Annotated in this window: 8 protein-coding genes; 5 read left to right on the top strand and 3 right to left on the bottom strand. The window is 46.6% G+C overall.

Going from position 1 to position 13,620, the window contains the following annotated elements; all coding sequences use genetic code 11:
* Nucleotides 1-2: 2 nt before the first annotated feature.
* From ACYVAA_RS04410 to ACYVAA_RS04400, 3 genes are read right to left on the bottom strand one after another with little or no spacing between them, the layout of a single operon-like run.
* Nucleotides 3-1,166: a DNA-binding transcriptional regulator gene (locus tag ACYVAA_RS04410; protein ID WP_460538857.1), complete on the bottom strand. Its 1,164-nt coding sequence runs from the start codon at nt 1,164-1,166 to the stop codon at nt 3-5.
* Between the two features lie 3 nt (nt 1,167-1,169).
* A complete protein-coding gene (locus ACYVAA_RS04405; RefSeq protein ID WP_460538856.1) occupies nt 1,170-2,429 on the bottom strand; it encodes an MFS transporter in 1,260 nt (419 codons plus the stop codon).
* Between the two features lie 5 nt (nt 2,430-2,434).
* The gene (locus tag ACYVAA_RS04400) at nt 2,435-3,262 is read right to left on the bottom strand and encodes an ROK family protein (RefSeq protein ID WP_460538855.1); all 828 of its coding nucleotides are present in this window, start codon (nt 3,260-3,262) and stop codon (nt 2,435-2,437) included.
* Between the two features lie 179 nt (nt 3,263-3,441).
* Between ACYVAA_RS04400 and ACYVAA_RS04395 the strand changes: the two genes are divergently transcribed.
* From ACYVAA_RS04395 to ACYVAA_RS04375, 5 genes are all read left to right on the top strand, one after another.
* Nucleotides 3,442-4,674, top strand: a complete 1,233-nt coding sequence (locus ACYVAA_RS04395; RefSeq protein ID WP_460538854.1) for a sialidase family protein — start codon at nt 3,442-3,444, stop codon at nt 4,672-4,674.
* Between the two features lie 96 nt (nt 4,675-4,770).
* Nucleotides 4,771-7,014, top strand: coding sequence for a hypothetical protein (locus ACYVAA_RS04390; protein ID WP_460538853.1), 2,244 nt, complete (start codon nt 4,771-4,773; stop codon nt 7,012-7,014).
* Between the two features lie 133 nt (nt 7,015-7,147).
* Nucleotides 7,148-8,083, top strand: a complete 936-nt coding sequence (locus ACYVAA_RS04385) for a FecR family protein (RefSeq protein WP_460538852.1) — start codon at nt 7,148-7,150, stop codon at nt 8,081-8,083.
* A 100-nt stretch (nt 8,084-8,183) separates the two neighbouring features.
* Nucleotides 8,184-11,804, top strand: a complete 3,621-nt coding sequence (locus tag ACYVAA_RS04380) for a SusC/RagA family TonB-linked outer membrane protein (protein ID WP_460538851.1) — start codon at nt 8,184-8,186, stop codon at nt 11,802-11,804.
* A gap of 29 nt (nt 11,805-11,833) precedes the next feature.
* Nucleotides 11,834-13,474 (top strand): RagB/SusD family nutrient uptake outer membrane protein, encoded by a 1,641-nt coding sequence (locus ACYVAA_RS04375; protein ID WP_460538850.1) that lies wholly within the window; start codon nt 11,834-11,836, stop codon nt 13,472-13,474.
* Nucleotides 13,475-13,620: the final 146 nt, after the last annotated feature.

Below are 13,620 nucleotides of genomic sequence, written 5' to 3'. Positions count from 1 at the left end.
GGCTATTTACCAGCCAGGTATTTGTTTCGGTAGGCTATGGGATTGCAGCCCTTTACCTGCTTGAACTGTCGGGCGATGTTTTTGCTGTCATTCAGTCCCAAGTCCATGGCTATTTCAAACACACTCATATCGGTTTCCAATAATTTTTGGGTAAACTTTTCCATCCGGAGGTTGAAAATGTATTTGTAAATAGGGTAACCGGTGATGTTTAAAAAGCGTTTTTCCAATGATCTTCGGGACAGGGGAATTTCCTTCACCACATCCTTTACCTGTAGGTTTTTTTCTATGTTCTGATGGATGTATCGCAGGGTAGAGGCAATGTACTCATCTTGGGTGGCGTAAATATCTGTCGATTGCCGAGTAACGATATGGGTGGCCTCCACGATGATATCATAATGGGATTGGTGGCCATGTTGGATCATGTGTTCCATTAATTTGGCCGTTTCATAGCCTCCCTTTTCTATATCCATGGCCACACTGGAAAGCGGCGGGTCGGATAATTCACACAGCATCACATCATTGTCAACTCCGAGTACGGCAATCTCTTCAGGAATCCGGATTTTATTTTGTCGGCAGGCTTCGGTGATATGCAGGGCTTGGTTATCATCGCAGGTCATCAATGCGATCGGTTTGGGGAGTTTTTGGAGCCAGTTGCTCAATGAAGTGCTTTTGTAATGCCAAATGTCGGTGGAACGGGCCTTTCGGTGTTCAAAATAATGGACCTCAAATCCATTTTCCGTTATGCGCTGCTCAAAGCCTTCTGCTCTTTCCCGTGACCAGACAATATTGTTGAAACCATAAAAAGCAAAGTGTTTGAACCCTTTTTTTAGGAAGTAGTCTGCCCCGATCATGCCCATTTTTCGGTAATCTCCCGTGATATTGGGTAGGACCTCAAAGCGTTCCTTAAAGTCCTGTGCTATAATGGGCATGCCGGAATCCAAGACCATTTGAAGGTCCATATTATTGTAAAGCTGACCGATAATCCCGTGGGCTCCCCAGTCTTTGGCCCAATCCAAAATGCCTTCCATGCCTATGGTTTCCCGATAGTAAAGGGGCATTCGGCAAAAGGTCCAAGGGCCATTTTCCGTGCTGAACTTGGAGATGCCTTTCAGTAAGCTTTTACTGTATTCCTCAGCAAAATCCAGAAGTAAAATTACTTTATACATGGATCAACCCGTGGTTTGAAAAATCTCTTTTAGTTTGGTGATGGTGGCATTTTGAACCAATGGCTTGGCCCAAATCCCTATGCTTGTAATATAACCCAGGGAAATCAATAAAAAAAGCATTGCCCAGCGAAGCCCAACTAACTCGGCAAGCCCCCCGATGATCAAAGGCAGGATGGCTCCCCCGATAATCCCCGAACAAAGAATCCCTGAAAAAGTCCCATGATGTCTGGGAACTGAATTAAGTGCAAGGGAAACGATAACCGACCACATTACAGAAGCAAAAAAGCCCGTCAGGGGAAAAGCCCATAAAGACATGGAAGCGGTACCAAATAGAGCAATGAGCAGGGAAATGATGGCACCGGTGCTGAATAGCACCAATACTTTTTTACTGTCCATGATTTTTAGCAGGACAAGTCCCAACAAACAGCCCAGGGTCAGTAGGCCCCAAAAATAAGAGATGGTTTGGGCTCCTTCTACCGCAGGATCCAGCTGATGGTAGGTTTGAAGGAATTTAGAGATCCAATTGGCAATTCCCTGTTCGGTGCCCACATAGCAGAAGATGCCCACAAAATAGAGCCACACTGTTTTATTTCCCGTTAGCTCTGAGAAAGCTCCCTTTATGTCCATTTTTTCATCCTCTTTTAGCTTCACCTTGGGAAAATGCACCAATAAGATCACCAGAATCATGAAGAGGGCAATGAGCGCAAATACCCAGTACAGCGACACCCACTTGAGGTTCTGTGGTACCAGTGGATTGAGGTTATCGATCAGGATGGAGCTGCTATCGCTGTGCATATGGGTGACCAGATAACTATAGAGCATGGGGCTGAGAAAGGAAGCTCCTCCAAAAAACAACTGCCCCAAGACGGAATTGAAAGCGAAATGCTTTTCTCCGCCGGCTGTTCTTAGCAGTGGGTTGATGACCACCTGTAGCATGGCCATGCCTAAACCGATGACAAAAAGGGAGAGCAAGGCCACATCAAAGCGGGGGAAAAGGGCAAAGCACATGGCTCCCAAAAAGGCCAGGGAAAAGGCCAGTACCAAGATTTTTTTCTCACGGAATTTTTCCACCAAAAGTCCGGAGGGTATGGACATGACCCCATAGGCCACAAAAAAGGAGAAGGGCAGAAATCCCGCCAATCCCAGACTCAGGTCAAAGCTGTCAATGATGTCCGGGATAATCGGCCCAAGAATATTGGTCAAGAAAGAAATGACAAAGAAGATAAGCAGAATCAAAAGGACGATAAGCGGTTTTTTCTTCATAGCAATTAGTTGATTAAAGCTGCTGCCCCCAGAATGGGGATGTGTTCGTTGTCGGAAATTAAGATTTTTAGGCGTTTTATCGACTCAGGATAGATAAATTCTTCCAGACTTTTCAACATGCTATCTTGGAAAAAGGCATAGGCTTTGGAGATCGAGCCTCCCAGCACGATGGCTTCGGGATCATAGGCATACAATACTGCCATTACTGCCTGTCCCAGGTGCTGGCCAAAAATTTGCCATTGTTTTAAAGCCTGTTGGTCTCCCCGACAGGCCGCTTCAAAAGCTTGCAAAGCGGAAATCCCATAGCAGGCACTGAAGAAATTGCTACTGGCGTAATATTCGATGTTTTTATCCTTATAGGGGAGTAGCCCGATTTCCCCAGCTCCACAGTTATGCCCTAAGAAGAGCTGGTTGTCCAGGATAAGCCCGGAACCTATCCCCGTACCGATGGACATTCCGACCACATTTTTAAAGGCATGTGCCAGACCGTAACGATGTTCTCCAAGGACAAAGCAGTTGACGTCATTATTGACCTTTACCTCCACCTGAAAAGTTTCTTCCAGAATTTGTTTCAGTTCCACTTTTTCCCAGGAGGGAATATTGGCGACATTATAGACGATTCCATTTTCTATGTCCACTACTGAGGGCACCCCAATACCGATCCCTTTGACCGAGGAACTGACCAGCGGGAAAATCAAGTCCTTTACCTGATTCAGCGTGGCTGAGAGGGAATCCTTATTCGATAAGAAAGTTTTTTGATGTTGTATGATTTTTCCGTTTTGCTCGAGACCAACCTGTATTTTGGTACCTCCTAGATCCACACCTATTTTCATAATTCAAGTCATAAAGGGATTTGAATAAAGACCCGGGAAAGGAAAAATAGGCTACTGAAGCAGCATATATTTTTTGGATCAGGGACATCACATTGCTGGAATAGGCTATATGAAGGCCTTTGTTTTCACGCAATAGCCTTTTTTGGACCAGCAGCAGTCTTCTTATAAAAACAAAAGGCATGGATAGAATGAAAAGGAAAGGCAATATGGATTTTATGGGCAAATGGATGATTTGCTGGGGGCTGTTCTTGTTTTTGGGAAATGGGGCATTGATGGCCCGACAACTGGCGCAGGAAAACCAAAAAATCACAGAAAGCCTGATTTTTCCCCTTCAGAGGGAGCATGTACATTCCAGCAGTCTGGTGGAACTGCCCAATGGGGATTGGTTGACCGTATGGTTCCAAGGAACTGGAGAGCGGCATGCCGATGATGTGCGTTTGATGGGAGCAAGGCGGCCAAAAGGCAGTGGGGACTGGAGTTTACCCTTTCCAATGGCAGACACCCCCGGTATTCCTGACTGTAATCCTGTATTGTTTTTGAATGCCAAAGGGAAGTTGTTTTTGGTATGGATAGCCGTGCAGGCCAATCAATGGGAGCAGTCTGTCCTGAGGGTAAGGACCTCAGGGGATTATTTGGGCGAGGGTGCTCCCGTATGGCAGTGGCAGGATAATATTTTAATGAAACCCGGAAAGGAATTTCCGGAAGAAGTCAGCAAACGTTTTGCTGAACTTCCCAAAAACACCGCTGGCTGGGCTGCCTATGCCCATAAATACGATGCACAGATTATAGAAGCCTCGTCAGATCCTTCCAAAAGGAGCTGGGGCTGGATGACCCGGATTCAACCCTTGGTATACGATGATGGGCGGATTATTCTGCCCTTGTATTCGGATGGATTTAATATGTCCTTGATGGCCCTGTCCAGTGATCATGGCCAGTCCTGGAAGCCAAGTCTGCCATTGGTGGGCCGAGGGCCTATCCAGCCAGCCCTGGCCCAGCGCAAAAACGGGGATTTGGTGGCCCTTTTGCGGGACAGCGGAGATGCTCCGGAAAGGGTACAGATGAGCATTTCCAAAGATGGAGGACAGAGCTGGTCAGCTGCGATGAAGACTTCTCTGCCCAATACTGCCAGTGTGGAAATGTTGCGCTGGGACGAGGAACATTGGTTTTTTCTTGGAAATGACATTAATGATGGCCGCTACCAGTTGAGCCTTTATTTATCCAAAGACGAAGGGGAGAGCTGGGAAAGGCTGACCAAGTTGGAAAATGATGTCTCTCAAGAAGGAAGATTTTCTTATCCCTGCCTGGTAAAGGGAAAGGACGGCCTTATGCACATCACCTATTCTTATCATTTATCCTCAGGGGAGAAATCCATCAAATACCTGGTCCTTGATCCACAAGCCTTTTTGAGGTGATGCCTAGTTTTATTATAGAGTTCAATAGTCCAAATACCCCATGTTCGGGTATTTCTTCAAATGAAACCAATTAATTTAAATTCAAACCTTTAGATTATGTCCTATAGAATACCCTTTATACTCCTCTTTGCATTTGTGCTCCTATGCTCAGCTTTTTCCTGCAGCAGCAAGGGGGAGGATCTCTCCAAGGCCCCTGTTGCCTATTTGGACGAACCTTTTGAGCAGGAATACGCGATCAAATACCATTTTGAGCAGGAATTGGAGGCCAAGAAAGTCAACATTGATAGAAATGGAGTGGTAGAGGTATTGACCTCAGAGGGCATTTACCGCTGCTCAGGAGGCGCCTTCCTTTATCCTGGAAAGCTGCAAAAATCCCAGGTTTACTGGACCTTGAACGATAAGTTGCTGAAAGATGCAGGGCTGTATAAAAATCAGTTTATCTATCTGGATGAGAAAGCAGTGCTTTCCAACGCCTGGGCGGGGGAGCTTTATGAGCAACATGCCATGGAAGGGCCAAGCCTGGTGGCAGGCGGTAAGGATTTCGGTTTTTTGGTGACCGCAGGAAAGCAGCTAAAGTTGCTGAAAGGAGAGGAGGTATTATTCCAGGCCGAACTCCCGGAAGCCTGCATAGCCCTACATTATGGCGAAAAGAAGGAAAAATTTTACCTGTTGACCTCGCGCACCTTTTATGAAATGGATGAAAATTCCGGAAAGCTGGAAAAGCTATTTGAGGGGGAAGGTTTGAGTAGCTTTGATTTGACCGAGGGAGAGGATAAGGCTGTCATTGGCAGCTATGAGGGGTACTTAAGTGTGGAACTTGCTTCCAAAAAAGCCTCAAAACTGAACGCCAATGTTCCCTGGCCAAAAATAACCCACGTAAAAAATATCGCGGGAAACCTCTGGTTTGGCTCAGAAAAGGGTGCATTTATGCTCAAGAAGGATGGCAGCTTCAATTACTATTTTGGGGAACGGTGGCTGCTCGGTGAGGAGATCGTCGATATCAGTTCCGGTGAAAACGGCGAGGTATTTTTATTGACCGATCAGGGATTGTCCAAGCTGGTGTTTCAACGTCATACTTTATACGACAAGGCGATGTATTTCGAAGAGCAGGTAAGGAACCGTCATATCCGTTTTGGTTTCAATTCTTCCCTTGGCAATATGGAAAAAGGCAATGTGGACTCGGGGAGGCTCAAGGATTCCGACAACGATGGGCTATGGACGTCCATGTACTTGGCGGGCCAGGCGTTCCGCTATGCGGTGAACCCTTCAGAGGAGGCGCTTGAGAATATCAAAGAATCCCTGAATGCTATGGAAAGGCTTTACACCATCAACCCTGTGGAGGGTTTTCCCTCCAGGTCATTTAACCGCTCGGGCTATCAAAAACACCTATCTGATCCAGAAAGATGGCAACGTTCTGAGCACCCGGAGTGGGACTGGAAGGCTACCACCAGCAGTGATGAAGCCATAGGGCATGTCTTTGTTTTTGGGGTAATCGCAGAACTGGTTGATGACAAAGAGGTAAAAGAGCAGGCAGTCCAGCTATTGGATGGGCTGATGAAGCATATTTTGAAGCATGATTATTATTTGGTGGATTTTGATGGAAAACCTACTCTTTGGGGAAAGTGGAACCCCGACTATGTCAACGGTTTTCCTTCCATGGTGGGGGACCGCAAGCTGAACTCTTCCAATATCATTGCCATGCTGCAAACCGCTTACCATTTCACGGAAGACGAGCTGTACAAGGAAAAGGCCTTCGAGCTGATGGAACAGCACGGCTATTTTGACAACCTGATGGTTCCTATGGAGCGCATTGGCAAAGCAGAAGGTGAGGCCGGGCAATGGGCCGAAATGCTCTCGGAGGCCTGGAACCATTCGGATGATGAAATGTATTTCTTGGGCTACTGGGGCCTATACCGTTATGCTTTTAACGATACACTCAAAAACCATTATGCTGAGGCGATACGAGATCACTGGCAGGCAGAGCGGCCCGAAAAGGACGGGCTTTGGAATATCATGACTGCTATAGTTTCTCCCGAGGATTTTGATCAGGAAGAAGCCATTTGGTACCTCAAGGAGTATCCCATGGACCTGATCAATTGGACCATGGTCAACAGCCACCGGAAGGATCTCACCTTATTGGAGCAGAATTTTAGAAATCAATATACCAAGACCGTTTTACCTCCCGATGAATTAATGATCAGAAGGCATAATGCCAATCGGTTTGCCCTGGATGGAGGGTCTGATGGTAGTTCTGAAAGCAGCGCAGGAGATATTTGGTTATTGCCCTATTGGATGGGAAGGTATTTGGGAGTAATCAGCGGCCCTCAGGCTATCCAGTGAAAAGCCCATGTTAAGGGACTTCATAAAAAGTTAATCTTGCTTGGATAGTCTGTTTTAGAGCATTCTCAGTCTTTAAATAAAGTAAATGCTGATACCGAATCAGTAGTCAAAAAGGTTGAAGAAAATAGAAGCTATGCAGCGATCCGACAAAGACATGAAAGCCTTAACTGAAAAGTTCCTAAGTGGTAAGATCAGTAGGGAGGAGTTTGAAAACTTTTTAGAGCAGGCAGCCAATAAGCCTCCAGAAATGGATGAGGTGCTGGAGGACCATTTCGGAAAGATGCTGTCCGAGCAGGAAGAAGCCCTAGGAAAATCACGATCAATCAAGCCGAGGCCGCTTTGGTTGGGCATAGCGGCCTCCTTGGTTCTGCTTATAGGCTTTTCTCTCTGGTTGACGATCGGTCAAGATGAGGATGTCCAGTATTTAAGTCACCGCACTTCCTACGGTGAGCAGTCGTCCTTCACCTTGGAAGATAGCAGCCGTATCCGTTTAAATGCCGGAAGTGAGTTAAGCTATAGGGCTTTTCATCAACAAGAGGCAAGAAAGGTTGCTTTTAGCGGGGAAGCATTTTTTGAAATTGCGAAGAACAGGGAAAAGCCCTTTTTGATAAAAAGCGGCGAACTGAGCATCAGGGTGGTAGGTACGGCATTTAATGTGGAGGCCTATCCCGAAGAGGATTTTTTCAGGGTTTCCGTTACAGAAGGAATCGTCCAAGTGGGTTTTGAAGGCGAAAACGGAAAACATCCTTCTGAATTGACTGCTGGTCAATCTATTTTATACAGAAAACATACGGGTACCTACCAGATTGAGGACAGCCCGCTGATTGGCTGGAAGGACAAGGTTTTGGTTTTCGAAAAGACACCTTTTGATCAGGTGGTGAGAAAACTCGAACGATGGTATGGTTTGGATTTGGAAGTGGTGGATCCTGCATTGCATCAACTGACGCTAAACGGTCGGTTTGTGGACAAGGACATCCACGAGATGATTCGTGCCATCGCCTTTTTGGCAAACAAAGATTCAATAGCTGAAGAAAGTCTCATCAAGATTAGCCCACTGCCTATGGAATAAACCTTTTGAAAAAATAAAAAAAACGCACGGGGTAAGTTTTGGCGAACGCATGCCGTGCGCAAAAATTAAGTAGATGTTAACCACAAAATTTTAGCAAAGTATGAAAATTAAAATTACAAATGGAAATCTTTTTGGATTTTGGCTCCGCTGGATGCTATTGCTCACTATTGGAGTTATAGTGAGCAACACGGCTTTGGCCAAGGAGGGGGAAAAGATCAATCTTTCCCAGGAAACCGTTAGTATCGGTCAATTTATTCGCTCAGTAGAAGAGCAGACGGATTTTGAATTTCTTTACGATGAACAAATAAGCCTGTCCCTGGACCAAAAGGTGGTCTTGGTGCGAAGTGGTAATCTGGATGAATTTTTGGAAATCCTAAATGTCAACAGTGGATTTGAATTCCGGAAAATGGGAGGAAATATCCTGGTAAGAAAACAAATGGCCTTGGCTGCGATAGATTTAACAGGTAGGGTGTTTGATGAAGATGGTATTCCCTTGGCTGGGGCGACGGTTAAGGTGAAAGGAACTTCCACCGGGACCATTACGGATCTGGATGGAAACTTCCGTTTGGAAGCTCCGGATGAAAACACTGTATTGGTGATCAGCTACGTGGGTTTTCACACCCAAGAGGTAATGGTAGGAAATCAGACCCAACTAAAAATAACCCTAAAAGGCGCCTATCAAAACCTCGAAGGGGCAGTGGTGACTGCGCTGGGCATCAAAAGAGAGGAAAGGTCTTTGGGATATGCTGTAGCGGAAGTCTCCGGAAAGTCCTTTGAGCGGGGCGGGCAGGACAATATGCTTAAATCCCTATCCGGTATAGTTCCGGGGGTAAGCATCAACTCCACCGGCGGCGCGGGTTCTTCGGTAAGTATGGTCATTAGGGGGATCACTTCCCTGAGCGGAGATAATCAGCCTTTGTTCGTCGTCGACGGAGTTCCCGTAATCAACACCTTGAATAATGTCAGTCAAATAGGCAGTGATAATAAAGTGGATTATGGCAATGCCCTTTCTGATATCAATCCAGCAGATATAGAAAGCGTTTCGGTGCTGAAGGGCCCAAGTGCGGCTGCTCTTTATGGTTCCCGCGCGGGGAATGGGGTCGTGTTGATCACCACCAAGTCCGGCAAAAACGTAGACAAGGTAACGGTCAATGTTTCTTCCAATACTTTGGTGGAGGTGCCCTACAAGTACCTACCCATGCACAGTCGCTTTGCTACAGGGGTAAGGCCCTATACCCCGGGCAATAATCCCTATGCTGGTGGAGTATTGACGATAGAAGAAGGCTCCTCTGTAGGGGCAGGGCCGGAACTGGACAAAGGCTATGAGGCAATACAGTGGAACAGCCCTACCGATGAAAACGGTAATTTGGTGCCCCTTCCGCTGGTTTCACATCCGAATAACGTAGCAGATTTTGTACGGAATGGAATTACCACCACCAATAGCGTATCGGTGTCCAATAGTAACGACCGCATCAATTACCGGGTAGGTTATACCAACATGAACAATTGGGGAATCATCCCTAATTCGGATTTCAACAGAAATAACCTTTCCATCAATTCCAATTTGATGATCACCGACAAACTGACCCTAAGTACCGGGATTAACATCAACAGGACAGGAGCGGATAATCGTCCTGCCGGTAACCGGGGCACTAACCCACTGGAAGCAGCTTATAAGGTTTCTCCCCATGTCGATATCAATGATCTGAAAGATTACTGGATGCCGGGACAGGAAGGGATTCAACAGCGTTCTCAGGCTATCGGGGAATATGAAAACCCTTATTTCCTGGCCTATGAGGTAAATAACAGTTTTAACCGAAACAGGGTATTTGGAAATGTGGGACTGAATTATCAGTTGACCGAGAATTTCTCCCTACAGGGAAAATACATGTTGGACATGTACTCTGAGCGTAGGGAATCTAAAATCCCTTTAAGCTATACCGGTGATCCCAACGGGGGATATGGAATAGTGAATCTGGATAGGTTCGAGCGTAATATCGAGTTTTTGGCTACCTATCAAAAGGATCATGAGGATTTTAGCATGACCTATTCCGCTGGCGGTAACTTACGCTACAACCAGGGCAATAACGTACAGAATGCCACAAAAAACGAAGGCTCTGGATTGATTGTTCCCGGCGTCTATACCTTGAGCAACACCCTTTCTGATAACCTTTTGTACAGCAGTTATACCTCAGAGAAAGCAGTATACAGTGTATATGGTTTGGCTAACCTGGGATATAAAGATTTACTGTATTTGGATATCACGGCGAGAAATGATTGGTCCAGTACATTGCCCGCTTCCAACCGGTCTTATTTTTATCCTTCCGCTTCCCTGAGTGCCATCATCAGCGATATGTTTTCCATGGGCAACCGGGTGGACATGATCAAGTTGCGGGCAGGCTGGGCACAGGTAGGTAATGACACCAGTCCTTATAATCTCTTGCAGACCTTGGCTAATACGGAAGAATGGGATGGAAACACCCGTCTTACGGTGCCCAATGATATGAAGACACCGGATTTAAAACCGGAGATTGCCACTTCTTATGAGTTCGGCTTAGAGGCTGCGGCTTTCCAAAACCGCTTGCGCTTTGACCTGACCTATTTCAATACGGATAATAAAAACCAGATTCTTCCAGTGACTTTACCCTCATCTTCCGGCTTTACCAGCAAATACGTCAATGCAGGCTTGGTAAACAGCAAAGGATGGGAGATGGTATTGGGATTGACTCCCGTTCAAGGAGACTTTACCTGGGATATCAACTTCAACATGTCCCGTTACCGCAGTAAAATCAAGGAGTTGACCGACGAAGTAGAGGTTTTCTACCTATGGAGTGATTCCCGCGGAGGAGCTTGGGCCTATGTAGGGGATGAAATCGGCAGCATTTATGACCGTAAACTGGTTGTGGTGGAAGATCAGGAGTCTCCTTATTACGGTTATCCTCTTTTGGACGAGGACGGGAGCTGGCAGGCCATCAACCAGGCCAATGCCAAAAATAAGATCGGCAACTTCAATCCGGATTTTATTGCCGGCCTGCAGACCAGTCTGTCCTATAAAAACTGGAGCCTCAGCATGACTTTTGACTGGAGAAACGGGGGCGATTTTGTTTCGCAGACCTTCCGTTATTCCGAATCAGATTTGAAAACCCAGCGCTTTTTGGATGAGATCATCAATCCCAATGGATTGAGTGGAAAGGCCCTGAGGGACTGGCTGGTAGCCAATGAGGATGTTCATATCAAGGACGGTATCAATATCGTTGGTGGTCCCACGGCGGAAAGTGGAGGTTTTCCTTTTGAGTATGCGGTGACCTTAAATGACGGGGTATTTAATCCCGGTGTGATTCCTATCTATAACAGTGAAGGGGAAATCACAGGCTATCAGGAAAACCTCGGGGAAGAGGGGACCAAAATAATTCCCTATGCGGATAATTATCCCTGGAGTTTCTTCAAGCCGGCCATGTTTGATGCCTCATATATCAAGCTTCGGGATGCTTCAATCAATTATGATTTCCCAAGTGCGGCAGCCCAAAAATTAAAAATGCAGAGCATCAATGTGGGCTTGTACACCAGCAACCTGATTTTATGGACCAAGGCCAAAGTGGGCATCGATCCGGAAAATGCCTTCCAGCCCGAAAGCAATGGTACCTTCAAACAGGGCATAGAGCGGTACAATATCAATCCTTGGGTCATTCCCATTGGCTTTAGGCTCAATGCCAAATTCTAATCCTTGTGTTATCAGAAAAGAGATAAATCATGAAAAGCAACAATAACAGACTGTCCCGTCTAATTTCATTTATGATCTTGGTAGTGGCTATTTCGGTCAGCTCTTGCAAGGATCTAACGGAACTGAATATCAACCCCAACGGTATCGACCCGGAGGCGGTACATCCAAACTTGTTGATTACCACGGTAATCAGTGAGACTGCAACGGCCGAATTGAATTTGGGTTTTGGTGATATTGCAGGGGTGATGCAACATACCCAGAAGGATGCTTGGTTTGAAGACCACAATAATTACCAATGGTCCAACCAAAGCTGGTCAAGGTATTATAATATCCTGGAAGATGCCCGCTTGATGGAAAAACGCGCCAATGAATTGGACCTGCCGTTTTATACAGCAGTGGCCAAGGTGATGAGCGCCTATAATTTTGGAAGAATAGCGGATCTTTGGGGGGATGCCCCCTTCAGTGATGCCTTGAAGGGAGACCTGGGAGGAGAGCAGTATTTATTGCCAAAATTCGATACCCAGCAAGAAATATATGAGGGGATCATCGCACTGTTGGATGAAGCAAACCAGCTTTTACAGGGGCAGGAAGCAGCTACTATTCCCCAAGATGTGCTTTACGGTGGCAATATCTTGAAATGGAGGAAGTTTGCCAATTCCCTGCGTTTGCGGTATTACATCCGGATATCCGAAAAGCTGCCTACGGTGGCTTCTTCCGGCATTCAGGAAATGCTTGCCAACCCAAGCGAATATCCCCTGATTTTAGCGGAGGCAGACGATGCCGCACTGGCTTTTCCCGGCACGAGCTCAGGGACCTCCTGGCCCTCCAATACGGAGTTTGACGGTTCCAATGGCAGCAACTACAGAAGGATCAAGATGTGCGCTACTTTGGTGGACAAGCTTCAGGAACTGGGGGATCGCCGGCTACAGGTTTGGGCCAAGAAGATTGAGGTGCCCATCGTCATCGATAATAGTTTGCCCGCGGGTACAGATGAAGTCCGGGAAGGGGTAAGGTACATCTCTTCCGATGTGGCAGAAGGAAAGCCGGTGGACACCGATCCGGAATATGTGGGTTTGCCTGCTTCGGTTTCCAATTTACCCAGTGAGTATAACCTGAATCCTACTCCAGGGCAGCAATCCTTTAACCCGCACGTATCTTTCCTCAGTGAAATGTACATGGAGGCCAGTGGCGATTTGCTTAAGGCAAGATTGCTAAGTGCTGCTGAAGTGCAGTTCGGCTTGGCGGAGGCCGCCCAGCAGGGCTGGATTTCCGGAGATGCCGGAGCTTACTACCGGGAAGGGGTGAGGCAATCACTGACAAGCTGGCGTCAGGAAGCTTCCTACGATGAATACATTGACGGAGAAGCCGCTTTTGATGGCAGTTTGGAGCAGATTTTGGAACAAAAGTGGATCGCATCCTGGACAGCCGCAACGGAAGCATGGTTTGATTTCCGAAGAACAGGCCTTCCTTCACTGCAGGCAGGACCTGCTGCTGTCAGGTCGGTTTTGCCTCTCAGGTATTACTACATGCAAGAGGAATTGAGCATCAATGGCAGCAATGCGAATCAAGCCCTGGAAAGATTGGAGACTACCGCCCATTCACAGGCCGATGAGGAAAACAGTGCCTGGTCCAAGTTTTGGCTGGTACAAGGTACCGGCAAGCCTTGGTAAATAGACCTTATCCAGAATAAAAAAAGAGGCTGTCCCGCGGGACAGCCTCTTTTTTTATTACTCTATATGTATATCCGCAAAGACACCAGTAGCTCTAACTTAGCAAACCATCTCTCACAGAATGCACAGAATCCCACAGAAAAGAT

Source organism: Echinicola sediminis, from assembly GCF_054777495.1.
Note: the sequence above shows the minus strand (reverse complement) of the source record. Positions and strands in the feature narration are given on the sequence as shown.